General features: G+C 63.8%; 23 protein-coding genes and 5 tRNA genes. 6 read left to right on the top strand and 22 right to left on the bottom strand.

Annotation, left to right across the window (positions count from 1 at the left end):
* Nucleotides 1-236 precede the first annotated feature (236 nt).
* The 5 genes from EWM63_RS22260 to EWM63_RS22240 all read left to right on the top strand — a co-directional run bounded on the left by EWM63_RS22260 (nt 237) and on the right by EWM63_RS22240 (nt 8795).
* On the top strand, nt 237-1496 hold the full coding sequence (locus tag EWM63_RS22260) for a glycosyl hydrolase (protein ID WP_229487432.1): 1260 nt from the start codon (nt 237-239) through the stop codon (nt 1494-1496).
* 124 nt (nt 1497-1620) lie between these two features.
* Nucleotides 1621-2124, top strand: a complete 504-nt coding sequence (locus tag EWM63_RS22255; RefSeq protein ID WP_130188484.1) for an META domain-containing protein — start codon at nt 1621-1623, stop codon at nt 2122-2124.
* 194 nt (nt 2125-2318) lie between these two features.
* Nucleotides 2319-3980, top strand: a complete 1662-nt coding sequence (locus EWM63_RS22250; RefSeq protein WP_130188483.1) for a mechanosensitive ion channel family protein — start codon at nt 2319-2321, stop codon at nt 3978-3980.
* Between the two features lie 270 nt (nt 3981-4250).
* Nucleotides 4251-5225 (top strand): GGDEF domain-containing protein, encoded by a 975-nt coding sequence (locus EWM63_RS22245; protein ID WP_130188482.1) that lies wholly within the window; start codon nt 4251-4253, stop codon nt 5223-5225.
* Between the two features lie 300 nt (nt 5226-5525).
* Complete coding sequence (locus tag EWM63_RS22240; RefSeq protein WP_130188481.1) at nt 5526-8795, top strand: EAL domain-containing protein; 3270 nt, start codon at nt 5526-5528, stop codon at nt 8793-8795.
* 125 nt (nt 8796-8920) lie between these two features.
* On the opposite strand, the gene EWM63_RS22235 is transcribed toward EWM63_RS22240, so the two are convergent.
* The 20 genes from EWM63_RS22235 to EWM63_RS22140 all read right to left on the bottom strand — a co-directional run bounded on the left by EWM63_RS22235 (nt 8921) and on the right by EWM63_RS22140 (nt 23107).
* Nucleotides 8921-8994: transfer RNA gene (locus EWM63_RS22235), tRNA-Cys, on the bottom strand.
* A gap of 54 nt (nt 8995-9048) precedes the next feature.
* A tRNA-Gly gene (locus tag EWM63_RS22230) sits at nt 9049-9124 on the bottom strand.
* A 37-nt stretch (nt 9125-9161) separates the two neighbouring features.
* A tRNA-Gly gene (locus tag EWM63_RS22225) sits at nt 9162-9237 on the bottom strand.
* A gap of 39 nt (nt 9238-9276) precedes the next feature.
* Nucleotides 9277-9352 (bottom strand) — tRNA-Gly (locus EWM63_RS22220).
* Between the two features lie 98 nt (nt 9353-9450).
* Nucleotides 9451-9526, bottom strand: a tRNA-Gly gene (locus EWM63_RS22215).
* A gap of 89 nt (nt 9527-9615) precedes the next feature.
* Entirely contained in the window at nt 9616-10200 is a 585-nt protein-coding gene (gene pgsA / locus EWM63_RS22210; protein ID WP_130188480.1) for a CDP-diacylglycerol--glycerol-3-phosphate 3-phosphatidyltransferase, read from the bottom strand.
* 120 nt (nt 10201-10320) lie between these two features.
* A complete protein-coding gene (gene uvrC, locus EWM63_RS22205) occupies nt 10321-12165 on the bottom strand; it encodes an excinuclease ABC subunit UvrC (RefSeq protein WP_130190541.1) in 1845 nt (614 codons plus the stop codon).
* A gap of 61 nt (nt 12166-12226) precedes the next feature.
* Nucleotides 12227-12625 carry a holo-ACP synthase gene (gene acpS / locus EWM63_RS22200; protein WP_130188479.1) on the bottom strand — a complete coding sequence of 133 codons (399 nt, stop codon included), beginning with the start codon at nt 12623-12625 and terminating at the stop codon, nt 12227-12229.
* Nucleotides 12622-13380: a pyridoxine 5'-phosphate synthase gene (pdxJ, locus tag EWM63_RS22195; protein ID WP_130188478.1), complete on the bottom strand. Its 759-nt coding sequence runs from the start codon at nt 13378-13380 to the stop codon at nt 12622-12624. The genes acpS and pdxJ overlap by 4 nt, the downstream gene beginning before the upstream one ends.
* A gap of 12 nt (nt 13381-13392) precedes the next feature.
* Nucleotides 13393-14256, bottom strand: a complete 864-nt coding sequence (gene recO, locus EWM63_RS22190) for a DNA repair protein RecO (protein ID WP_130190540.1) — start codon at nt 14254-14256, stop codon at nt 13393-13395.
* A gap of 124 nt (nt 14257-14380) precedes the next feature.
* Nucleotides 14381-15283 carry a GTPase Era gene (gene era / locus EWM63_RS22185; RefSeq protein ID WP_130188477.1) on the bottom strand — a complete coding sequence of 301 codons (903 nt, stop codon included), beginning with the start codon at nt 15281-15283 and terminating at the stop codon, nt 14381-14383.
* A gap of 12 nt (nt 15284-15295) precedes the next feature.
* On the bottom strand, nt 15296-16084 hold the full coding sequence (gene rnc, locus EWM63_RS22180) for a ribonuclease III (RefSeq protein WP_130188476.1): 789 nt from the start codon (nt 16082-16084) through the stop codon (nt 15296-15298).
* Nucleotides 16085-16118: 34 nt separating this feature from the next.
* A complete protein-coding gene (locus EWM63_RS22175; protein WP_130188475.1) occupies nt 16119-16493 on the bottom strand; it encodes a DUF4845 domain-containing protein in 375 nt (124 codons plus the stop codon).
* A gap of 9 nt (nt 16494-16502) precedes the next feature.
* Nucleotides 16503-17423 (bottom strand): signal peptidase I, encoded by a 921-nt coding sequence (gene lepB / locus EWM63_RS22170; protein WP_130188474.1) that lies wholly within the window; start codon nt 17421-17423, stop codon nt 16503-16505.
* The gene (gene lepA, locus EWM63_RS22165) at nt 17420-19213 is read right to left on the bottom strand and encodes a translation elongation factor 4 (protein WP_130188473.1); all 1794 of its coding nucleotides are present in this window, start codon (nt 19211-19213) and stop codon (nt 17420-17422) included. Before lepA ends, lepB begins: the two co-directional genes overlap by 4 nt.
* Before the next feature lie 191 nt (nt 19214-19404).
* On the bottom strand, nt 19405-19653 hold the full coding sequence (locus tag EWM63_RS22160; protein ID WP_130188472.1) for a glutaredoxin family protein: 249 nt from the start codon (nt 19651-19653) through the stop codon (nt 19405-19407).
* 79 nt (nt 19654-19732) lie between these two features.
* Complete coding sequence (locus EWM63_RS22155; protein WP_130188471.1) at nt 19733-21241, bottom strand: DegQ family serine endoprotease; 1509 nt, start codon at nt 21239-21241, stop codon at nt 19733-19735.
* A 280-nt stretch (nt 21242-21521) separates the two neighbouring features.
* Complete coding sequence (locus tag EWM63_RS22150) at nt 21522-21809, bottom strand: sigma-E factor negative regulatory protein (RefSeq protein ID WP_130188470.1); 288 nt, start codon at nt 21807-21809, stop codon at nt 21522-21524.
* Between the two features lie 63 nt (nt 21810-21872).
* Nucleotides 21873-22472: an RNA polymerase sigma factor RpoE gene (gene rpoE / locus EWM63_RS22145; RefSeq protein WP_130188469.1), complete on the bottom strand. Its 600-nt coding sequence runs from the start codon at nt 22470-22472 to the stop codon at nt 21873-21875.
* A 77-nt stretch (nt 22473-22549) separates the two neighbouring features.
* The gene (locus tag EWM63_RS22140; protein WP_130188468.1) at nt 22550-23107 is read right to left on the bottom strand and encodes a hypothetical protein; all 558 of its coding nucleotides are present in this window, start codon (nt 23105-23107) and stop codon (nt 22550-22552) included.
* Between EWM63_RS22140 and EWM63_RS22135 the strand changes: the two genes are divergently transcribed.
* On the top strand, nt 23106-23351 hold the full coding sequence (locus EWM63_RS22135; protein WP_130188467.1) for a hypothetical protein: 246 nt from the start codon (nt 23106-23108) through the stop codon (nt 23349-23351). The two genes, EWM63_RS22140 and EWM63_RS22135, sit on opposite strands and share 2 nt — an antisense overlap.
* A gap of 20 nt (nt 23352-23371) precedes the next feature.
* Here EWM63_RS22135 and fabF read toward each other — a convergent pair whose 3' ends face one another.
* Together fabF and acpP are read right to left on the bottom strand one after the other, a co-directional pair.
* On the bottom strand, nt 23372-24616 hold the full coding sequence (fabF, locus tag EWM63_RS22130; RefSeq protein ID WP_130188466.1) for a beta-ketoacyl-ACP synthase II: 1245 nt from the start codon (nt 24614-24616) through the stop codon (nt 23372-23374).
* A 42-nt stretch (nt 24617-24658) separates the two neighbouring features.
* Nucleotides 24659-24898, bottom strand: a complete 240-nt coding sequence (gene acpP, locus EWM63_RS22125; protein WP_130188465.1) for an acyl carrier protein — start codon at nt 24896-24898, stop codon at nt 24659-24661.
* Between the last annotated feature and the right edge of the window lie 129 nt (nt 24899-25027).

The raw sequence follows: 25027 nt of genomic DNA, 5'->3' as shown, positions 1-25027 counted from the left end.
CTAAACAGGGCTAAACACGGCGGCGTATCGAACGTCGCTATTGCTGCCGGCCGCCGGCCCGCCTACATTTCGACACCGCTCACCGGGTGCCGCCAACGCGCGGCCCGGTGGCGACATGCTGGCGCGCCTGGTGCGTTGCCGGGTCCCGCCACGACACGGGCAGACCCCCTCTCTTTTCATGACCGCCCGGCGGTGCCGGGCCCACAGGAGCCACGATGCGTTTTCGCTCGACACTCATGAAGCCGCTCGCAATGCTTGCGAGCCTGGTACTGGCCGGTTGCGCCAATGGCCCGACCAACACTGCGGAGACCTGCTTCGTCAATGCCAAGGCCTGGCCGTCCTGCACCCGCAGCGACGGCTGGGGCTTCGAAGAAGGCCGCTACTGCATCGCGCGCAGCTTCTGCCCGGATCGCCGGAACGGCATGCCGGCGGGGGCCGGCCGCGATGCACCGGTCGACGCGCAGGCAACGCGGGCAACCCGCGACCTGTACACCTGGCTGCGCAGTACCTGGGGGCGCTACGTGCTGTCCGGCCAGTCCGACCTGACCTGGAAGGATGCGATCGACATGGCCGAACGGGTCCACGCGGACACGGGCAAGTATCCGGCGCTGATGGGCTACGATTTCATGAACTACGGCATGCCCCCTGGCTCGGCCGATGGCCAGCGCCAGACCGAGGAAGCGATCGCCTGGGCCCGCCGGGGCGGGCTCGTTGCGTTCAGCTGGCACTGGCGCGACCCGGCCCTGTTGCGCACGCCTTCGGTCAACAAGGCCAATTTCTACGTGCGCGATGCAAATCCCGGCAACAACACGGCGTTCACCATCCCCGTCGCCGGGAATGCGCTGGACAGCACCAGCCCGGCGCTGCGCCAGATCGACGACGGTATCGACCTGGTCGCAGCCGAACTGAAAAAGCTCGCCGGCGCCGGCGTGACAGTCTTGTGGCGCCCGCTGCACGAAGCATCCGGAAACGATGGCGATGGCTGGTTCTGGTGGGGCCGGGCCCGCAACGACGGGGTGCCGCAAGCCTATGCCAGCATCCTGCTGTGGCGCCACATGTATGACCGGCTGGTCAACGTCCATGGCCTCCACAACCTTATCTGGGTGTGGAATGGCCAGGACCCCGCCTGGTATCCGGGCGACGACGTCGTCGACATCATCAGCCACGATATCTACGACGAAGGCGACAACAAGGCCTACGGCTCGCAGTTGCGCACCTATCTGCAAGCGCGCAGGACGACGCCGGAAAACAAGCCCGTCGCGCTCAGCGAGAATGGCTACATTCCCGATCCGGACAAGCTCGCGGCCGATGGCGCGTGGTGGCTGTGGTTCATGACGTGGAACGACCGCGACACGCCTGCCGGCGTGACCGCAAAGGAGAATTTCTGGACGGGCGAGTACTACAACACCAACGCGCACAAGCGCAAGGTCTACCATCACCCGCTCGTGATCACGCTCGACAGGGTGCCGCGCCATTTGGCTGCTCCGGTCCGGTGACCATGGCGTGCGGCGTGATGCCGCGACTTGCGGTGCCGGACTACAATGGCGGAACGCTCATGTCCCGGGTCCAGTCGGCTCGCCGGGCAGTACCAGGCCGGGATCAACTTGAAAGGAATCGTCGATGATGTCTTTGCACCGGATCGATCAACGCCTGCGCCGCCGCCCTGCGCGCACCTGGCGCGTTGCATGCGCGGGCCTCGCGGCCGCCCTGCTCGCGGGCTGCGCGGGCGGCCCGCAAGGAAGCGCCGGACCGCGCAATGCAGGGCTCGCGGGGAGCGCCTGGAACCTGGTGTCCTTCACTTCCTCAAGCGACACGACCGGCGTGATCAAGCCGCAGGAGGCGGAGCAGTACCAGCTTCAATTCAGCGCCGACGGCAAGGCGGTCTTCCGCTTCGACTGCAATCGCTGGAATGGCACCTGGGAGGGCGACGCGGCGGGCGCCGGGAGCGGCAGCCTGCGCTTCGGCACCGTCGCAACGACGCGGGCCATGTGCCCCCCGCAGGCGATGAATGAACGCCTGCCCCGCGACATCGAGTCGGTGCGCAGCTACCGGATCGACGGCGACCGGCTGTACCTTTCCCTGATGGCGGACGGCGGCGTGTACCAGTGGGCCCGGCGGCGCTGACGGCCAGGTCGGCGCGGTTGACGAGCGCCGGAATCGCCATGCTGTTCCCGCTGTCCCGCCCCGCATCGAACCGCTGTTGACTCGATAGTGGTTTTGCCCGGCGGACCGTTCCATGTAAAGATTGCCGGGAACCGGTCCGCCGGCCACGCCCTCTTTCACTGCGCCCGACCATGCCCGCCTTCATGACCATCCTCATGACCTCCATTTTGCGCCTGCGCCTCGCCTTGCTTGCCTGCCTTTTCGTGCTCGTGCCCTTCGCCCTGCCGGCGCAGGCGCAGGTGCAGACGCAGGTGCCCGCCGCCCCGAGCGCGGAGCTGGTCGTCGCCAACCGGTCCATCTTCGTGTTCCGCGCCCCGCTGGCTGGCTACTCTCCGGCCGACCGCGCCGAGGCCGCCGAGCGCCGCCTCGAACGGGTGCTCGCCAGGAAGGGGCGCGGGATCGCCAGCATCCGCTCGATCCCCGAAGGCGCCCAGGTCCTGCTCGACGGCTCGCTGCTGTTCCTGGTAACACCGGGCGACGTCAACCTGCTTGCCGGCGACACGCCCGACAGCGTCGCCGCCGACAGCGCGGCGCGCATGTCGGTGGCGCTGGGCGAAAGGATGGAACAGGCCAGTCCGCGTTATCTCGCCATCGCCGCCGGACTGGCCGTCGCGGCGACGCTCGGCTATCTGCTTGCCCTGCGGGGCATCGGCCTGGGACAAGCCTCGGCTGACCGGCACCTGCAAGTGCTGCTGGCCAGGCGGCTCGAACGGCTCAGTTTCCGCAACGTGCGCCTGCTGGACGCGGAACATTATGTCCGCCTGGTGCGCAGGCTGGTGATCGTTGCGGCCTGGGCGCTCAGGCTGCTGGCAAGTTATCTGTGGCTCACGTTCGTGCTGCGCCAGTTTCCCTATTCGCGCGCCTGGGGCGAATGGCTGCAGGGTCATCTGGTCGAGACCAGCGCGGAGATCGCGCGCAGCGTGGCTGCCGCGGTGCCGGGCTTGCTGATCGTCTTGCTGATTGCCGCCGTCGCGCATATCGCGACGGTCACGGTCACTTCGGTCTCGAGGCGTATCGAAAGCGGACAACTCCAGCTCGGCGGGCTCGACCAGGATACGGCCGCGCCCAGCCGGCGCCTCGCCAACCTGGTGATCTGGCTGTTCGCACTGGCCATGGCCTATCCCTACCTTCCGGGTTCGCATACGGCCGCCTTCCAGGGGGTCACGGTGCTGGCCGGCCTGATGGTGTCGATCGGCGCTTCCAGCATCGTCGCCCAGGGTGCCGCCGGCCTGATCCTGATGTACACCCGGCCGCTGCGCAAGGGCGAATACGTGAAGATCGGCGAGGCCGAAGGCACGGTCGTCGAGCTGGGCATGTTCAGTACCCGCCTGCGTACCGGTCTTGGCGAAGAGGTGTCGATGCCGAACGCCTATGTGCTCGCCAACACGACGAAGAACCTGTCGCGGGCATTCCCGGGCAGCGGTTTCGTCGTCGACACCACGGTTACCATCGGCTACGACACGCCCTGGCGCCAGGTGCACGCGATGCTTGAAACCGCCGCGCGCAACACGGAAGGCATCCTGGCCACGCCGCCTGCCTTCGTTGCGCAGACGGCGCTCTCGGACTTCTACATCGAATACCGCCTGGTCGCCTACGCGGACGTGAGCGCGCCGCGCGCACGCGCCGAAGCCCTGAGCCACCTCCACCAGAACGTTCTCGACGAGTTCAACCGCCACGGCGTGCAGATCATGTCGCCGCACTTCATCCAGGAAGCGCGGGTGCCCCAGGTGGTTCGGCCGGCCGACTGGTATGGGCCCGCGTCGCGGGAATCGCCGGAGGAAGCACCCGCTTCAGTTCCCCGGAACGCGGCGACATGAACGGCACTCGGCAAGACAACCAATATGCGTCGGCGACATGCGGCATTCTGAAAGAAGCTATACAGGATTGTGAATGGCAGGATTCGGCATGTGCCCATGAGCATGAGCCATACAATCCAGACCTCGCGAATTTTTCTTAGAGGAAACTAATTTGCCTTACAATGGCGGCGATTGCGTCATTGCGAACTCGACAAAACCCGGCGTGCAGTCATACGGGTGCCAGCTGACCGATACGTTGCCGAAAAATCACAATGCGTTGAAAGCCACAGTATGAAACGTCCTGACATCCCCGAGAACGAGGCCGAGCGCCTGCATGCGCTGCGAGCACTTCAAATTCTGGACAGCTCCCACGAAGAGCGGTTCGATCGTGTTACCCGGCTCGCCAAGCGATTGTTCGGTGTGCCGATTTCGCTGGTCAGCTTGATTGATGAAGACCGGCAATGGTTCAAGTCCGCCCAAGGACTGGACGCAACCGAAACACCAAGGGAAATATCCTTCTGTGGTCACGCAATCAACCAGGGTGGATTGTTCATCATTCCAAACGCGCTCGATGACGAAAGATTCAACGATAACCCGCTTGTTACCGACGCACCGAATATCCGGTTCTATGCCGGTTACGTACTGAAGCTCAGGCAAGGCATCAATATCGGGACCTTGTGCCTGATCGATACCAAGCCGAGGGAGATGGATGAAGAGGACCAGCAGCTTCTCCGGGACTTGGGTGAGATGATCGAACAGGAAATCAAGTCGATCCAGCTGGCGACCCTCGATGAGCTGACGATGATATCGAACCGCAGGGGCTTCATGACCCTGGTCGATCATAGCCTGAAGGTCTGCCGACGAAACAAGCTTCCGATATCCATCGCGTTGTTCGACCTGAACAAGTTCAAGGCAATCAACGACACCTATGGTCATCACGAAGGTGACTTTGCCCTGCTCTCGTTCGCGCAGATCATGCTGTCGTCGTTTCGCGACTGTGACGTCGTTGCACGCCTGGGAGGCGATGAATTTGTCGTCATGCTGCTGGATTCCGACGAGAACAGGATCGGCGGCATTCTCGAGAGGTTCAGGATTGCGGCTGCCAATGCGAACCAAAAACTCGATAAGCCCTATCAGATCGAATACAGTGTCGGCGTTGCCCACTTCCCGCACGACACGGATGTATCCATCGAAACGATGATCCAGGCTGCGGATGACGCGATGTTTGTCGATAAAAAAGAACAGGAAGTGCGCTCGGGCCGTTGATCGGCCCAGCATGTGGCTCGACCGGAAAACTCACCGTCCAGCGGCTGCCCAACGGCGCTTGTTACTGCTCGCATGACCGCAGCCTGCACCGATTACCTCGGCATCGGCGGCCGGCCGATCGCGGGCCACCTGTTCAGCGTATCCGGCGAGAATAAATCCGTGCAATGCGTCCTTGACGGTCGCAATGCGGTACCCTGTTGTTTACTTTCAGTTGCATTCCCTGGTGACAGCGTCTCACCGCTTCGCTGGCCAGGTGAATGACCGGTTCTTCATAACGTGCGCACGCTTCGCCAGGCCGGCATGGCCATCGTTGTTCCGCTCGTCCGTATGCTGCTGGCGTGCGCTCTCTGCGTGCCCGCCGCCGCCTTCGCCGCACCCCTGCGCGTGGTCCTGGAACGGAACTACCCGCCGTTTGCCTTCCGTAATGCGGACGGCAAGCTGGAAGGCTATTCGGTCGACATGTGGCGCCTGTGGGAGCAGCAGACCGGCGTAAAAGTCGAACTGTATCCGGTCGACTGGCCCGATGTGCAGCGGCTGCTGCGCGAAAACCGGGTCGACGTGGCCGACACCATTTTCCACACCGAAGGGCGCACCGCGTACCTGGATTTCTCCGCGCCGTATGCGGACGTGACGACATCGATCTATGCGCATCGGGCCATCACCGGCATCCATGATTTCGCCAGCCTGAAAGGATTCGCGGTCACCGTGCAGGTCGACGATGCCTGCGTCGAGCGGCTGCAACGCCGCCGCGTCGACGTCCGGACCATGTCGTACCAGGCGCTGCTTGCCGGGCTTGCCGATCGCAGCGTCAAGCTGCTGTGCATGGACGACAACGCGGCCAACTATGATTTCTTCCGGCTCGGCGTGCATGACGATTACGTGAAGACGGTCGAAGTCGCGCAAACGCAGGTGCGCCGGGCGGTCAGGAAGGGCGACGCGGCAACGCTGGCGCTGGTCGAGGGCGGCATGGCCCGTATCAGCCCCGACGACATCGCCGCCCTGCACGACAAATGGATGGGACGCCCGCTGGGCTTCGCCAGCTACGGGCGCCCCCTGTTGCAGGCGCTGGCCGTGCTGGGCGGGCTGGTCCTGCTGCTGGGGGCCTGGCTGGTGTCGATGCGCAGGGCGGTACGCAAACGCACCGGTGAGCTGGAGTACGAGAAGGCCCAACTGCGCACGCTGATCGAGAGCAGTCCGGACCTGATCTGGCTGAAGGATGCCGCGGGCATCTACCAGGCCTGCAACCGGCAGTTGACGGCACTGCTGGACCGGCCGAGGGAAGAGATCATCGGCAAGGATGATGTCGCGCTGTTCGGCGCAGTGACGGGCGAGCGCTTCCGGCGTGACGACATCGCCGCCCTGCTGGCCGGCCGCGCGCTCACGGCGGAAGACCTTGTGGCGCTGCCCGGCCGGGCCGGCGGGCGCGTGTTTGAAACCATCAAGACCCCCGTTCTGAACGCCGACGGCACGGTGCTCGGCGTGCTGGGCGTGGCGCGCGACATCACCGAGCGCCGCGAGCGCGAACGCCTGCTGTTCGAGCAGGACAGGCTGCTGCAGGAAATGAGCGCGCTTGCCCGCATCGGCGCGTGGGAGCTCGACCCGGTCGACGGACTGTTGCGCTGGACCGACGAGGTGGCACGCATCTGCCATGCCGTGACGGACCGGCCGCTGACGCTGGAACTTTTCCTGGGCTGCTGCAAAGTGAGCGACCGGGAAGTGGCCAGGCGGGCCTGCGCGGCGGCCATCGCCCACGGCAAGCCGTTCGACCTGGAACTGGAGTTCGAGGCGCCGGGTCCGCGCACCTGGGTACGCATGCTGTGCAGTCCCGTGCTCGACGGCGAGCGGGTTGTCAAGCTGCGCGGCACGGTGCAGGACGTGACCGAGCGCCGCGCGCTGGAAGAATCGATGCGCATGGCAAACCTGATCTACCAGACCAGCCCGGAAGCCATCGTCGTCACCGATGGCGACAACCGCATCGTCGACGTCAATCCCGCATTCACGGCACAGACCGGCATGTCACTGGCCGCGGCCCGTGGCACGCGCCCGCGGCTGTTCGAGTCGGCCGTGCACGACAGCGGCTTCTATGCGCACCTGTGGCAGCACCTGGTGGCCGATGGCCAGTGGCAGGGCGAAGTGCTGGACCGCAACGCCGACGGCACCGAGACCACCAAGTGTGTGGATATCCGCGTGATCCGCCAGCCGGACGGCAATATCTTCCGCCACGTGATCCAGTTCCACGACATCAGCGCGCAAAAGCAGAAGGATGAGCTGATCTGGCGCCAGACCAACTTCGACGCGCTGACCGGGTTGCCGAACCGCGGGCTGTTCCTCGACCGTCTCGAACAGGACATCCGCAAGGCGCACGGCGCCGGCGAGGCGCTGGCCGCGCTGCTGCTCGACTTCGACCGCTTCCGCGACATCAACGACAGCTTCGGCGCCGCCCAGGGCGACCGGGCGCTGATCGAGCTGACCCGGCGCATCGCCGCGTGCCTGCCGGAAGATGCCACGATGGGGCGCCTGGGGGGCGACGCGTTCGCGCTGGTGATCCACGAAGTCGACCGGCAACTCCACCCGGAGCCGCTGGCCCAGGCCGTGATCGATGCCGTCGCCGCGCCGCTGCCCCTCGATCCGGACGGCGTGGCCTACGTCTCCGCCAGCGTCGGCATCAGCGTCTATCCGGAAAATGGCAGCGACGCCATCCAGCTCGTCAGGCATGCCGAGCACGCGGTGCGGCTGTCGAAGGAAGCGGGGCGCGGACAATTCCAGTATTTCATGCCGGAGTTGCACGAGCGGGCGCATGTGAAGTACTTGCTGACCAACGACTTGCGCCAGGCGCTGGCCCGGCACGAGCTGGCCGTGTACTACCAGCCCATCGTCGAAGTCGCGACGGGCAGCATCCGCAAGGCCGAGACGCTGCTGCGCTGGCGCCATCCGGAACGCGGCATGATCAGTCCCGCGCTGTTCATCCCGCTGGCGGAAGAGGCGGGGCTGATCCGGGAGCTCAGCGAGTGGGTGGTGGAGGAAGCCATCGCCAGCGTGCAGCGGTGGCAACGGACCTACGGCCGCGTGATCGAACTGAGCGTCAACATCTCGCCATCGCAATTCGAGCAGCGCGGCCCCCTGTCCTGGCTCGACCGCGTGGTCCGGGCGGACCTGCCCCACCACAGCATTACCGTGGAAATCACCGAAGGGGTGCTGGTCCACGATGCGGAGCAGGTGAATCGCTGCCTCGGCACGCTGCATGCCGCCGGGGCCAAGGTGTCGATCGACGACTTCGGCACCGGATTTTCCGCGCTGTCCTACCTGAAGCGGTTCGAGATCGATTACCTGAAGATCGACAAGTCGTTCATCGACAACCTGCCCGGCGACAGCGGCGACAAGGCGCTCACCGAAGCCATCGTCGACCTGGCGCACCGGCTCGGCATCGAGGCCATCGCCGAAGGCGTGGAGACGGGCGCGCAGCGCGACGCGCTGGCAGCCATCGGCTGCGACTACATCCAGGGTTACTTCTACTCGAAGGCCGTGACCCGCGAAGTCTTCGAACGGCTGGTGGAAGGGCAGATGGCCTAGTGAAGCTGGTACCGGTTCATCAGGAAGCGCAGGCCAGCGTTCCGTATAAGCTTGCTGACAAAAGAAAAAGCCCACCGAAGTGGGCTCTGTCTTTGATTTGCCTAGCATTCGCTAGTCACTAATCTTGGAGGCGAGGACGGGAGTCGAACCCGTCTAGACGGCTTTGCAGGCCGCTGCATAACCGCTTTGCTACCTCGCCGGAGGAGACTTGCATCGGGATTTCAGCCGGTTATGATCTGAAACCCAGGAATTCTGGAGCGGGAGAAGAGTCTCGAACTCTCGACCTCAACCTTGGCAAGGTTGCGCTCTACCAACTGAGCTACTCCCGCTTGGAGTTACTGCTTTGACTGCTGCCCGTCTTTCGACTGGAGCGGGAGAAGAGTCTCGAACTCTCGACCTCAACCTTGGCAAGGTTGCGCTCTACCAACTGAGCTACTCCCGCTTGGAGTGACTACCTTTACTGCTGCCCCGGTCTTTCGACTGGAGCGGGAGAAGAGTCTCGAACTCTCGACCTCAACCTTGGCAAGGTTGCGCTCTACCAACTGAGCTACTCCCGCATTTCAGGAACCGCACGCATCTAGCACTACATTATCGCAGAAACATCAAACGATGCCCAGCGAATTGTTGACTCAACACTAAACATTCAAGCGCCTTCTGGAGCGGGAGAAGAGTCTCGAACTCTCGACCTCAACCTTGGCAAGGTTGCGCTCTACCAACTGAGCTACTCCCGCTTCGTGCTTGCTGCTGCGTTGTCATCAACAACAGGCCAGCATTATAGAGGATCGAAATGGCCTGTCAAGGGAGAAACTAAAAATACTGTTTAGTTCAAATTGCCCGAGCGTTCCTTGATCAGCGGCCAGGCCTTTTTCAGGTAGTAGAACATCGACCACACGGTCAGCACGCTGGCCAGCCACAGCAGCTTCTCGCCCCAGAAGCGCGTGTCGACGGCGCCGAAGATCACGTCGTAGTACAGCAGCGCCGGCAGCGCGGTCATCTGCGCGGCCGTCTTGATCTTGCCGATCGAGTTCACCGCCACTGATTTCGATGCGCCGATCTGCGCCATCCATTCGCGCAGTGCCGAGATCGTGATCTCGCGGCCGATGATGATGAAGGCGAGGATCGCATTGCAGCGGTCCAGCTGCACCAGCACCAGCAGCGCGCCGGCCACCATCAGCTTGTCGGCGACCGGGTCGAGGAAGGCGCCGAAGGCCGAGGTCTGGTTCCAGCGGCGGGCCAGGAAGCCATCGAACCAGTCGGTGATGGCGGCCACGATGAACACGACGGTGGCGGCGAGGTTGCGGTCCTGCAGGGGAAGCCATGACGGAGGGAGGTAGAACACGCCCACGACCAGGGGGATCAGCGCAACGCGCAGCCAGGTCAGCAGGATCGGGATGTTGAATGGCATAGAAGCTTAAAGGCGGCGGTGTAGGAATTGTGCTAACGCGCCGCTAGTCTACCTTGCCGACCGGGGTAATACCAGCAAGCACGGTTCAGCAGGACAGTCGCCGCCCTGCCCTGCGCGCTTTCAGTGGAGCCGCCGGTAGATTTCTTCGGCCAGCTTGGCCGATATGCCCTCGACGGACATCAGGTCTTCGACACTGGCATTCGTCACGCCGCGCAGGCCGCCGAAGCGCGCCAGCAGGCGCTGGCGGCGCTTGGCGCCAATGCCCTCGATCTCTTCCAGCGTGGACGTCTGGCGCGTCTTGGCGCGCTTGGCACGCATGCCGGTGATCGCGAAGCGGTGCGCCTCGTCGCGGATCATCGCCACCAGCATCAGCGCGGCCGATTCCTTGCCCAGTTCCTGCGGCGGGCGGCCATCGACGAACATCAGCGTTTCCAGGCCCACGCGCCGGCCCTCGCCTTTCGCCACGCCCACGATCAGGCCGATGTCGAGCCCGAGTTCCACGAAGACCTGGCGCGCCATTTCCACCTGGCCCTTGCCGCCGTCGATCAGCACCACGTCCGGCATCACGCCGTCGCCGTTGGCCACCTTCTCGTAGCGGCGCATCAGCACCTGGCGCATCGCCGCGTAATCGTCGCCGGGCGTGATGTCGTTGATGTTGTAGCGGCGGTATTCGCCGTTCTGCATCTGGTGGTGGTGGAACACCACGCACGAGGCCTGCGTCGCCTCGCCCATCGTGTGGCTGATGTCGAAGCATTCCACGCGCAGCGTTTCAAGGTCGTCGTTCTCGAGGCCCAGCACGTCGGCCAGCGCGCGCGTGCGCGATTGCTGCGAGCCCTGTTCGGACAGCAGCCGCGCCAGCGCGATCTCGGCGCCCTTCTGCGCCAGCTCGAGCCACTGGCGGCGCTGGCCCTGCGGCTGGAACAGCAGGTTGATGCGGTGGCCGCACTGCTCCTGCAAGGCGAGGATCAGTTCCGGCTGGTCGAATTCGATGTTCAGGATCAGCACGCCGGGGATCGTTTTTTCCGTGTAGTGCTGCACGAGGAAGGCCGACAGCACCTCCACGTCCATCGGCAGCTCGGCCACGGCTTCCGCATCCATCACGTGGGTGGGGAAGTAGGCGCGGTCGCCGAGGTGGCGCCCGCCACGCACCATGGCCAGGTTCACGCAGGCGCGGCCACCCTGCACCACCACGGCGATGATGTCCACGTCCGAATCGGACGTTTCCATGCTCTGCTGGTGCAGCACCTTCGACAGCGACTGGATCTGGTTGCGCACGGCGGCGGCCTGCTCGAATTTCAGGTTTGACGCGTAGCCGTGCATCTTCTGCTGCAGCTCTTCCATCACCTCGGTGGTGCGGCCGCGCAGGAAGCGGGCGGCGTTGTTCACGTCGACCCGGTAATCCTCGGCGCTGATGGCGCCCACGCACGGCGCGCTGCAGCGGCCGATCTGGTTCAGCAGGCACGGGCGCGTGCGGTTCTGGTAGACGCTGTCCTCGCAGGTGCGCAGCATGAACACACGCTGCAGGATCTGCATCGATTCCTTCACCGCCCACGCGGACGGGAACGGCCCGAAGTACTGGTTCTTCTTGTCGACGGCGCCGCGGTAGTACACCATGCGCGGCACCGCGTCCCCGGTCAGCTTCAGGTACGGGTACGATTTATCGTCGCGGAACAGGATGTTGAAGCGCGGCTGCAGCGACTTGATCAGGTTGTTCTCGAGGATCAGCGCTTCGGCTTCGCTGCGCGTCACCGTTGTTTCCAGCCTCGCGATGCGCTCGACCATCATCGCGATGCGCGGGCTCGACAGGTTTTTCTGGAAGTAGTTCGACACGCGCTTCTTCAGGTCGCGCGCCTTGCCCACGTAGAGCACCTTGTCTTCGGCGTCGAAGTAGCGGTACACGCCGGGCAGATTCGGCAGCTTGGCCACTGTCGCCAGCACCTGCTCCCGCGCCGACTGCGTGGGCATGCCGGTCGCCATTGCCACGACGGTTGCCGCCGTTGTTCCCGCCGTGCTGTCTTCCTTCATCTCACTCATCACGCTTCTCCACGATCACGAACGCGACCGCGTATTCCTCTTCATCGCTGACGGACACCTGCGCCACCAGGCGGTGGTGCGCCATGTATTGTTCCAGATCGCCGCTGCACACGATGCACGGCTTGCCCAGCGCATCATTGAGCAGCTGGGCGGCGGGCCATGTCATGGGCGGGCGCAGGCCAAGGCCCAGCGCTTTCGAGAACGCTTCCTTGGCCGCGAAGCGCGTGGCCACATAACGCACGCCGCGCACGGGATTGCGTTCGCTGCGCTCGCGGAACACCGCCATTTCCTCGGGACCGAGCACGCGGCGTGCGAAGCGTTCGCCCGAGCGGGCCAGCGCTTCGCCGATGCGGGGCACCTTGCAGATGTCGGTGCCGATCCCGTGGATCATCGGGCTCCCAGGCGGGTGGACACCATGATGGCCTTCATTTCGCGCACGGCGTTTTCCCAACCGACGAACACCGAGTGGGCCACGATCGCGTGGCCGATGTTCAGTTCCTCGATCTGCGGGATGGCGGCGATCGCCTGCACGTTCGTGTAGTGCAGGCCATGGCCGGCATTGACCTTCAGGCCGTGCCGCACGCCCCATTGCACGCCATTGCGCACGCGTTCGAGTTCGCGCAACTGCTCCTCGCCTTCGGCATCGGCATAGGCGCCCGTGTGCAGTTCGATGACGGGCGCGCCCACGTCGGCCGCGGCCTGGATCTGCGCTTCGTCGGCATCGATGAACAGGCTGACGCGGATGTTCTCGCCCTGCAGCTGCTTCACCGCGGCGGCCACCTCCTTGTGGAAGCGCACCACGTCCAGCCCGCCCTCGGTGGTGATCTCGGTGCGCTTTTCCGGCACCAGGCACACGTCCGCCGGCTTGATGCGGCAGGCGAAGTCGATCATTTCCTGCGTGACCGCCGCTTCCAGGTTCATGCGCGTGACGAGCTGCGGCGCCATGCGGATCACGTCGTCATCCTTGATGTGGCGACGGTCTTCGCGCAGGTGCAGCGTGATGCAGTCGGCGCCGGCCTGTTCGGCCAGCAGCGCGGCACGGATCGGGTCGGGGTACTTGGTGCCGCGCGCATTGCGCAGCGTGGCGACGTGGTCGATGTTGACGCCCAGGTCGATCATCGTGCCGGAGGGGTGCAGGAAGCTCATGGTCTCTTGTTTTTAAAGTTGCATCAGGTCGATCAAAATCTGGCGCGTGTTCAGCGGCGCACCATTCAGCTGGTGGGCCAGCAGGAAGCGCATCAACTGCTTGCTCTGCGCCTGCGTGGCCGGGTCGGCGTAATCTTCGCGCGCCATGTCCAGCAATGTCTTGCCCGCCACGCGCGGCGCCGTGTCGGCGTCCATGGCAGGGCGTGGGCCGCGGTCGGGGTCGACCACGTATTGCACGCCGGCCTTCACCTTGCCGCGCGTGTCGGCGCAGCGCGTGAGGTCGGCGGCCACGCCAGTCTCCTTAAGTAAGGCCGCTTCGAACTTTCGCAAGACGATCGGCGGCGGTTCGTTGTGGGCCAGCTGGTTCAACGTCGACACGTAATGGTCGAACAGCGCGGGATGCGCATCGTCGCGCGCCAGCAGTTTCACGAGCAGCTCGTTCAGGTAGAAGCCGCACAGCAGTGCCGTCTTTTCCAGCGGCAGCAAGCCGCCGACCCAGTCGGCATCGGTCAGCGTGCGCAATTCGTTCTTGCCGGTCCAGCCGGCCGACACGGGCTGGAAGGTCTGCAGCACGCCACGCAACTGCGAATGCGGGCGCTTGGCGCCTTTCGCGATCAGTGCCACGCGGCCGAAGTCGCGCGTCAGCAGCTCGACGATGAGGCTGGTTTCCTTGTACGGATAGCTGTGGAGGACAAAGGCCGGTTGGGCGGTGACGCGCGTGCCCACCGTGCGGGGCGCGGTGCGCTTGCGGACCTGCTGCGGGGGCGCGGCCGCCGGGGACTGCTTGAGCAGGTAGGACACGGCGTTGTCGCGCACTGCGAGGGGCGCGCCGCTGGTAACGGCCGGGTTCGTGTCCGATTTCGGGGTTGACCCCATGGTGGACACGGGGTCGGCAGTGGCGGTACTCCGAACGCCTGCGGCCGAGTTCGTGTCCGCTTCGAGGCCTGACCCCAAGGTGGACACGGGCTCGGCCATGGGTTGGCGCTTCGCCATGGCCCGCTTATTCGTAGCCGTAGGCGCGCAGGCCGGCTTCGTTGTCGGCCCAGCCGGATTTGACCTTGACCCAGATCTCCAGGTAGACCGGGCCGCCGAACAGCTTTTCCATGTCCAGGCGGGCCTGGGTGGAGACTTCCTTCAGCCGGGCGCCCTTGTTACCGATGATCATGGACTTGTGGCCATCGCGCTCGACGAGGATGGCGGCGAAGATGCGGCGCAGGTTGCCTTCCTGCTCGAATTTCTCGATCAGCACGGTGCTCGTGTACGGCAGCTCGTCGCCGACGAAGCGGAACAGTTTTTCACGCACGATCTCGGAGGCGAGGAATTTCTCGCTGCGGTCGGTGATGTCGTCTTCGCCGAAGACGGGGTCGTTTTCCGGCAGCAGGCGCTTGATTTCGTTCTGCAGGCCGTCGAGCTGGAAGCGCAGCTTGGCCGAGACGGGCACCACGGCGGCGAAATCGAATTTCGATGCCACCTGCTGCGCGAACGGCAGCAGCACGGCCTTGTCCTTCACGCGGTCGGACTTGTTGATCACGAGGATCACGGGCACGTCTTTCGGCAGCAGGTCGATCACTTGCTGGTCGGCGTCGCCGAATGTGCCCGCCTCGACGAGGAACAGGATCACGTCCGAGGAATCGAGCGTGCCGGTGACGGTCTTGTTCAGCGTCTTGTTCAGCGCGTTCGCGTGGCGCGTCTGGAAGCCCGGCGTGTCGACATAGATGAACTGGGCATCGGCCAGCGTCTGGATGCCGGTGATGCGGTGGCGCGTCGTCTGCGCCTTGCGCGAGGTGATGCTGACCTTGGCGCCGATCAGCGTGTTCATCAGCGTCGACTTGCCCACATTGGGGCGGCCGACGATGGCAATGTAGCCGCAGCGGAATCCTGCGGGCGTGGTGGCGTCAGTCATGTTGTTTCTCGGTTATTTGTTGGCGAGCTTCTTTTCCGCCGCATCGCCGCCCTGGACGGTGGCGATGCCCGCAAGCTTGAGCTGCGCGGCACGGGGTTTGCTCTTGCGCGCGGCGGCAGGCGCCTTTTGCGCAGCCTGTTCGGCCACTTCCAGCGCCAGCTTGGCGGCTGCCTGTTCGCCGGCGCGGCGACTGCCGCCCCGGCCATAGACCTGGATGCCCAGCTTGGGCACCAGGCACTCGATTTCGAATTCCTGGCTGTGCGCGGCGCCGTGCGTGGCCACCACGTTGTACAGCGGCAGCGAAATCTTTTTGCTCTGCAAGAACTCCTGCAGCAGCGTCTTGGCATCCTTGCCCAGGGTGCGCGGGTCGACCGTGTCGAGGATGGGAATATAGAACGAGCGCACCACTTTCGCCGCCGCATCGAAGCCGGCGTCGAGGAAGATCGCGCCCAGCAAGGCCTCGAGCGTGTCGGCCAGGATCGATGGCCGGCGGAAACCGCCCGATTTCAGTTCGCCCTCGCCCAGCCGCAGGAATTGCGACAGTTCGAGCTTTTGCGCGATCTCGTACAGCGACTGCTGTTTCACCAGGTTGGCGCGCAGGCGGGACAGGTCGCCTTCGTCGATCTGCAGGTAGCGCTCGTAGAGGATCGACGCAACGACGCAGTTCAGGATCGAATCGCCGAGGAATTCCAGGCGCTCGTTATGCAAACTGCTGTGGCTGCGATGGGTCAGGGCCTGCTGCAATAATCCAGCATCCCCGAACGTGTGGCCCAGCCTGGTTTGCAATAACTGTAGATTCATCGTCCTGTCTGTCCTGTCTGTGCTGTCTGTCGTGTCACTCGGCGGTGGCCTGGCCACCCTTCGCGGTTGATCCACTGTATTCGAGCAGCACGCTGGCCGGCCCGGCCAGGTGGATTTTCTTGTCGTAAGCGAAGGAAACTTCGAGTTCGCCATTGACGCGCTCGATCGTGAGGTCGCGACCGCTGATCGAGCTGATGTAGTTTACCTCGGCGCTGCGGTCGAACGCGGCGCGCATCTCCTGCGGCGTGCCGCCTGCCGCCCTGGCCTTGGCGATCGCGTCGTTGACCGCGCGGTATTCCGTGTAGGTCGGCAGGATCTTCATCGCCAGCACGCCGATCACGCCGATCAGCGCCAGCACCACGATCAAACCGGTCAGCGAGATGCCACCCTGCCTGCCACGTTCACGCATGCGTGCTCCTTACTGGATACCGCCGATCCGGCTCATGCTGGACAGGTTCATCCACACGGCCACCGCCTTGCCGACGATGTTCTTGTCGGGCACGAAGCCCCAGTAGCGGCTGTCCGCGCTGTTGTCGCGGTTGTCGCCCATCATGAAGTAATTTCCTGCCGGCACCGTGCACGTAAAGCCGTCATACGTGTACGTGCAGGCTTCCTTGTTCGGGAAATCGCGCACGTCCGACAGGTTCAGCGTGGGCGCGCGGTCGTCGTTCAGGATACGGTGCTCGGTCCCGGACAGGTTTTCCTTGAACTGCTTCTTGTAGTTCAGGGATTCTTCTTCCAGGTAATCGTCTTGCGCCACGTAGCTGATCGGCTTGCCGTTCACGGTCAAACGCTTGTTTTCATAAGTGATCTTATCACCCGGCACGCCGACGACGCGCTTGATGTAATCCTGGCTCATGTCCATCGGGTACTTGAACACCATCACGTCGCCGCGCTGCGGGTCGTTGAGCTGGATGATCTTCTGGTTCACGATCGGCAGGCGAATGCCATACGTGAACTTGTTCACCAAGATCAGGTCCCCCACGAGCAGCGTGGGCACCATCGACGACGATGGAATCTTGAACGGCTCGAACAGGAAGGAGCGCAGGAAGAAGACCAGCGCGATCACCGGGAAGAAGCTGCCCGAATACTCGATCCACGTCGGCTGGCGCAGCAGCGCCTGCTCGATCTGGGCCCGGCTGTGCGCATTGCTGTCGACCTTGATGCCGTCGGCCGTCAGCTTGGCCGTGCGGGCATCGTAGTCTGCCAGCGCCTTGTCGGCGGCGGCGCGGCGTTGTTTCGCCAGGTAAAACACGTCCAGGACCCAGATGATCCCGGTTACCACCATCAGCACGAACAGGATCAGCGCAAAATTGCCGAGGATGCTTTGCAATGTCATTTTTCTTCCACTTGGAGGATTGCCAGGAACGCTTCCTGCGGGATCTCGACGGAACCGACCTGCTTCATGCGCTTCTTGCCCGCCTTCTGCTTCTCGAGCAGCTTCTTCTTCCGCGAGATGTCGCCGCCATAGCACTTGGCCAGCACGTTCTTGCGCAGCGCCTTGACGTTTTCACGCGAGATGATGTTCGAACCGATCGCGGCCTGGATCGCCACGTCGAACATCTGGCGCGGGATCAGTTCGCGCATCTTCGCCGCCACCTGGCGGCCGCGATACGGCGCATTGGCGCGGTGCACGATGATGGCCAGCGCGTCGACCTTCTCGCTGTTGATCAGCATGTCGACCTTGACGACGTCCGCCGAGCGGTATTCCTTGAACTCGTAGTCCATCGACGCATAGCCGCGCGACGTGGATTTCAGCTTGTCGAAGAAGTCCAGCACGATCTCGGCCATCGGCATTTCATACACGAGCTTCACCTGGCGGCCGTGGTAGGCCATGTCCAGCTGGACACCGCGCTTGGCGATGCACAGCGTGATGACGGAACCCACGTACTCCTGCGGCATGTACAGGTTGACGGTGACGATCGGCTCGCGCACATCGTTGATGTGCGACGGATCGGGCATGCGCGAAGGGTTGTCCACCTTCAGGATGGAGCCATCGCGCTGTTCCACTTCGTACACCACCGTGGGCGCCGTGGTGATCAGGTCCATGTCGAACTCGCGCTCGAGGCGCTCCTGCACGATTTCCATGTGCAGCAGGCCCAGGAAGCCGCAGCGGAAGCCGAAGCCCAGCGCCTGCGACACTTCCGGCTCGTACATCAGCGCGGCATCGTTCAATTTCAGCTTTTCCAGCGAGTCGCGCAGCGCGTCGTACTGGTTTGCTTCCACGGGGAACAGGCCGGCAAACACCTGCGGCTGCACTTCCTTGAAGCCGGGCAGCGGTGCCTCGGCCGGCTTGACGGCGGTCGTGATCGTGTCACCCACGCGGGCCACTTTCAGTTCCTTGATGCCGGCGATCACGAAGCCCACCTGGCCCGCCGACAGTTGCGGCAGCGATACCGAACGGGGCGAGAAGATGCCGATGTCTTCCACCAGCTGCACGGAATCCGTGGCCATCAGGAGGATCTTTTCCTTGGGCTTCATCGTGCCGTTGACCACGCGCACCAGCATGACGACGCCGACATACGGGTCGTACCACGAGTCGATGATCAGCGCCTGCAGCGGCGCGGCCGGATCGCCCTTCGGCGGCGGCACTTTGGCGATGATCGATTCCAGCACGTCTTCCACGCCCAGGCCCGTCTTGGCCGAGCAGTGCACGGCGTCGCCGGCCTCGATGCCGATCACGTCCTCGATCTCGGCGATCGCCGACGGTGGATCGGCGTTCGGCAAGTCGATCTTGTTCAGCACCGGCACCACCTCGACGCCGAGGTCCAGCGCCGTGTAGCAGTTGGCCACCGTCTGCGCCTCGACGCCCTGCGAGGCGTCGACGACCAGCAGCGCGCCTTCGCAGGCGGACAGCGAGCGCGACACTTCATACGAGAAGTCGACGTGGCCCGGCGTGTCGATCAGGTTCAGGTTGTAGATTTCCCCATTGCGCGCCCGGTATTTCAGCGCCGCCGTCTGGGCCTTGATGGTGATGCCCCGTTCGCGCTCGAGGTCCATCGAATCGAGCACCTGGGCTTCCATTTCGCGATCGGACAGGCCGCCGCACAGCTGGATGATGCGGTCCGCCAGCGTGGATTTGCCATGGTCGATGTGGGCGATGATGGAAAAATTGCGAATGTTGTTCATTTATAAAACGGCGATAAAAACGGCGTGAAGGCCAACAATGATGCGGCCAATACAAAAGGCGCTCTGGGCGGGGAAAGCCCTGCCGAGCGCCTTTCGAGAAAACGTGCAAGGAAAACCCTTGGCATTTTACCGGATTTCAGAGTGGAAAGCCCGAAATCTGACGCCCCGGGCGTCCACGCGGGCTTAAAAACTCATGAATGCGGGATTGCCGCGACCAAGGCCGATACCTTTGGTTCATCCAGGAAGTAATGGCACAGCTGCTCCTCGCCGCGGTACAGCACGGGAACCAGCTCGTCAAAGCGGGCCACCAGCGCGGGGTCGGCATCCACGTCGATCACGTCGACGGTGAACGACCGGCCAGGCGTGCGCAATGCCAGGAGGGCATCGAGCATGTCCTGGCACAGGTGGCAATAACTGCGCGAATAGAGTGTGAAATGCATGGAGGTATGCGGAGGGCGCAACGCGCGGGTATGCCTGCGCGGCATGGGCGGCCTAATGGCCGTCCATGCCGCCTGTCGCTTACTTCGGTGCCGGTGCCGGGGCCGGGCGCAGCGTCAGGAAGCGCGCCAGGTTGCCACGGCGCACGAGCACGACCGCATTGCGCTTCGGATCGAGTTTCGAGACGAGCGCGTTGAACTGCTTGGCGTCGATGATCGGCGAGTTGTTCAGCTGGAGCAGCACGTCGTCTTCCTGGATGCCGGCGCCACCCGCCACGCCTTCTGCCGCGGCCACCTTCACGCCGCCCTGCACGCCGAGCTCCTTCTTCTCGGCGGCGGACAGGTCGGTCACCTTCAGGCCCAGCGCATTGGCCGCGCCTTCGCCGGATGGCTTGCTGCCTTCGCCGCGGGCGCCGCGTGGCTGGTCGGACTCGAGCTCGGCAACGGTGACAGGCAGGTCGACCGCCTTGCCCTGGCGCCAGACCGTGATGGTGGCACGGGTATTCGGGGCCGTGTTGCCGACCAGGCGGCGCAGGTCGGACGAACGCTCGATGTCCTTGCCATTGAACTTGGTGACGATGTCGCCGGGGCGCAGGCCGGCCTTGAATGCCGGGCCGCCCTCTTCCACCATCGACACTTCGGCGCCGCGAGCATCCTTCAGGCCCAGCGATTCGGCCACGTCGCGCGTGACTTCGCCGATCTGCACGCCGATGCGGCCGCGCGTGACCTTGCCGGATTTCTTCAGCTGGTCGGCCACGCGCATGGCCTCGTCGATGGGAATGGCGAACGAAATGCCGTTATAGGCGCCGGACAGCGTGGCGATCTGCGAGTTGATGCCGATGACTTCGCCGCGCATATTGATCAGCGGCCCGCCCGAGTTGCCCGGATTGACGGCCACGTCGCTCTGGATCAGCGGCAGGTATTCGCCGGTGTCGCGCGACTTGGCCGAGATGATGCCGGCGGTGACCGAGTTTTCCAGGTTGAACGGCGAGCCGATGGCCACGACCCATTCGCCGACGCGGATCCGGTTCGAGTCGCCCATCGTCAGCACCGGCAGGCGCGAACCGTCGATCTTCAGCACGGCCACGTCGGTACCCGCGTCGGAGCCCAGCACCTTGGCCTTGAATTCGCGCTTGTCGGTCAGCGTGACATAGACCTCATCGGCACCGGCCACCACGTGCGCATTGGTCAGCACATAGCCGTCGGCGGAAATGATGAAGCCGGAACCAACGCCGCGCTGCACTTCGCGCTCCTGCGGTATCTGCTGCTGCTGGCGGTTGCCGCGCGGCTGCTGGCCTTCGCGGCGCGGGGTGGGCATCTGGCCGCCAAAGAAGCGGCGGAAGAATTCCTGCATTTCCTCATCCTCGGCACCGGGGGGACGCATGCGCTGGCGCTCGGTGGTGCGGATATTGACGACGGCCGGACCGACTTTCTCCACCATGTCGGCAAAATCGGGCAGCCCCGCCACGGCGCCAGTCGCCGGCGCGGCGTGGACGGGTGCCAGACCGGTCATGGCAGGTGCAAACAGGATACCCGCGCTGACCAGCAGCGCCGACAAGGTTTTGTTACCAGCAGAGATATTGGTTTTCATAGAATGTCTGTTTTCGGTATGGGTCAGGGCGCAACGCAAGCCGGAGGCTCCGCTGTATGGTAAGCGAAAAGCTGAAGTTGCAGCACGCACAAGATGTTGCAGCTGATAACAAATTTCAAGAGGAGATTTGTAGCGCGCTGTAACGTGGCGCCAGCCGGGGCAATGGACGGTTGGCGCAGCCGTGCGGCGGCCAGAATGCGGAAGACTGGTGCGGCCGCATGGCAGCCGGGAAGCGGAAGGCTGGCGCGGCCGCGCGGCAGCCGGGAAGCAGACGATGCGCTCAGGGCAGCGTGACGGCTGCGGGACCTTCGCGCACGGCTGGGTCGGCGGGACGGCCCGGCAATTCCTCGGCAGCGAGGCACTCGGCGAGGCGCTCGGCGAAGCTGGCGGAGAGCTCCGCTTCCGGCTGGTGCGCGCGCAAAGCATCGCCGACCAGGTGGTACATGCGCCAGGCGGCAAGCCCATCCGGCTCGGACAAGGCGGCCAGGGTCAGCTCGACTTCGGACGCCGGCAATTCGTTGTCCACCATCGCCGAGATGTTTTCCTGGAGGCGGGTCGGGGTTTCCATGACATATCCCTGGGCGGAAAAAATAACGATGATCAAACGGGCTGAACTGTCAGTTTCGGAGGCCTACCAGCGCTTGTCAACCGGCACATCCAGGAGTGGGCGCAATTTGTCGGCGATCACTTCACGCGCCCGGAAAATGCGGCTGCGTACGGTTCCGATAGGGCATGACATGATTTCCGATATCTCTTCATAACTCAGGCCTTCGATTTCGCGCAGCAGGATCGCCGTGCGCAAATCGACGGGCAGCGCCTCCATCGCGGCATTGACCGTTTCCGCGATCTGCTTGCTGGCCAGCATGGACTCCGGCGTGTTGATGTCGCGCAGGCCATCGATTTCACCCAGTGCCGCCGCGCTCTCGGCATCGGCAGGCGCCGCGGTGGTGCGCCGGCTCTGCGTGACGAGAAAATTCTTGGCGGTGTTGATGCCGATCCGGTACAGCCACGTGTAGAAAGCGGAATCGCCACGGAAATGGCGCAGGCCACGGAACGCCTTGATGAAGCTTTCCTGGACCACGTCTTCCGCCGAGGCGGGGTCGTGCACGATGCGCGACACCAGCCGCATCAGCCTGCGCTGATACTTCGACACGAGCAAGTCGAATGCCTGCCGCTCACCTGCCTGGACTCGCTCGACCAGCAGTTGATCGCTTTCACGGTCTGTCGTCACACCTTAGCCCTCGGTGGCCTGCAGCGCCGGCGCTCCATATGGCTATAGAGGCGGTGCGAGGTAATTGGTTCGGGGGTTTACAGGATTTTTTTAGCGGCGCCGTTATCGCCCGCCGCATTCACGGCAATCGCACGCACCGCCAGCGACAGCCGGCGCCGCACGTCCAGCGCAGCGCTGTCGGGCAGCACGATCAGCCAGTACACACGGCCAGCCTTGCCCGCTTCGCTTTCCAAGCGCAACAGCAACAGGCCGGGCCATACTGTGGAGCCCGGCAGCAGCCGCACGCTTTGCCCCATGCCCGCGTGCTGCGCATCCCTCTGGTGGTATACCGCCAGGCGGATTTGCCCGACAGCCGAAATATCAATGCGCGCCGGCTTGACAAAAGCTCGTCCGGAAGCGGCTCCCACAACGCCAGCGGCCAGCAGGAACGCGCCTGCGATGCCCGGCCCCGACCAGGCCGCGCAGGCCAGCACGGCCACGCACAGCGCTACCTGCGCCAAGTGCAAGGCGCGCGATGGACGGATGACGGCGGCAATGGCGATGGACATGGCAATGGCGTGACAACGCTCAGGGCGACGACATGAAACACGGGGTGCAGCAATGCGCGAGGCGTCAGTGCATGACGGATCAGGCATGACGGATCAACGCATGACGAATCAGCACATGACGGCGGCGCATGACGAATCAGCAAATGACGGATCAGCGCATGACGGATGTCGCGTGCTGGATCAGCCGATGACCTGGAAAAAACAGGAAGCGCCGGCCTCTTGCCGGGCGATCGGTGCCGACGAATGCCGGCACCGGCAGGCCGCGGCGGCTGACCGTCGACAATCATGTCAACAGTCAGCCGCCGGACCACTGGCGCTCACTTCGGTATGACCGGAGTGAGCAGGGGAAGTTCAAACTTTTCCGAACACGAGGCTGCCGTTCGTTCCGCCGAAGCCGAACGAGTTCTTGACGGCATACTGGATGGCCATCGGGCGGGCGACGTTGGCACAGAAGTCCAGGTCGCACGCCGGATCCTGGTTGAACAGGTTGATCGTGGGCGGTGCCACCTGGTGGTGGATCGCCAGCACGGTGAACACGGCTTCGAGGCCGCCGGCACCACCGAGCAGGTGGCCGGTCATCGACTTCGTCGAGCTCACCACGAGGCTCTTGGCATGGTCACCGAATGCATACTTGATGCCGGTGACTTCGGCCGCGTCGCCCAGCGGCGTGGACGTGCCGTGCGCATTCAGGTATTGCACCTGGTCGGGATTGATACCGGCGTTCTTCATGGCCGCGATCGCCGACTTGGCACCACCGCTGCCATCTTCCAGCGGCGACGTCATGTGGTAGGCATCCGCGCTCATGCCGAAGCCCAGCAATTCCGCGTAGATCTTGGCGCCGCGCGCCTTGGCATGCTCGTACTCTTCCAGCACCATCACGCCGGCGCCCTCGCCCAGCACGAAGCCGTCGCGATCCTGGTCCCACGGACGCGAAGCGGTCGCGGGATCGTCGTTGCGGCTCGACAGCGCACGGGCGGATGCAAAGCCGCCCAGGCCCAGCGGCGACACCGTGGATTCGGCACCGCCGGCCACCATGATGTCGGCATCGCCGTATTCGATCAGGCGCGCTGCCGCGCCGATGCTGTGCAGGCCGGTGGTGCATGCGGTGACGATCGCCAGGTTGGGACCGCGCATGCCGTATTTGATCGAGAGGTTACCGGAGATCATGTTAATGATCGAGGCCGGCACGAAGAACGGCGAGATACGGCGCGGACCGCGCTTGTCGTAATCCGCTTTCTGTTCTTCGATCATCGGCAGGCCGCCGATGCCGGAGCCGATGATCACGCCGATGCGATCGGCGTTCTCTTCGGTGACGACCAGACCGGAATCCTGGATCGCCTGGATACCCGCAGCCATGCCGAAATGGATGAACGCATCCATGTGGCGGGCTTCCTTGACGTCGAGATAGCTTTCGACGTTGAAGTTCTTGACCTCGCCGGCGAAGCGGGTCGAGAACGCGCTGGCATCAAACTTGGTGATGTTGGCGATACCGGATTTGCCCTCGGTGATCGCGTTCCACGCTTCGGCAATCGTATTGCCGATCGGGGACACGCAACCGAGGCCGGTAACCACCACACGACGGTTTTTGGAACTCAAGCGATTCTCCTGGAGTCGATCTTTGCTGCTGTTGCTACGAACTTAGGCCTTGACGTGGTTGGTCGCGTAGTCGATAGCCTGCTGCACGGTGGTGATCTTTTCAGCTTGTTCGTCAGGGATTTCCATCTCGAACTCGTCTTCCAGTGCCATTACCAGTTCAACGGTGTCGAGGGAATCGGCGCCCAGGTCATCGACGAAAGACGATTCGTTCTTGATGTCGGCTTCGGCGACGCCCAGTTGTTCGGCGACGATCTTCTTAACGCGTTGTTCGATATCGGACATGTTATGGCTCCATTGTGTGTATGTTACGGAAAGCGCGCATTTTATCAGGTTTGCGCGCTGAAAAACTAATTTCGGCTTCTGTGCTCAGCTTTACCGAAATCGCTGCTAAAAAACGGGATTGCGCATATT

Source organism: Pseudoduganella lutea (genome assembly GCF_004209755.1).
GTDB classification, from domain to species: domain Bacteria; phylum Pseudomonadota; class Gammaproteobacteria; order Burkholderiales; family Burkholderiaceae_D; genus Rugamonas; species Rugamonas lutea.
The sequence above is the reverse complement of the archived record's forward strand: the minus strand, read 5'-3'. Positions and strand labels throughout refer to the sequence as shown.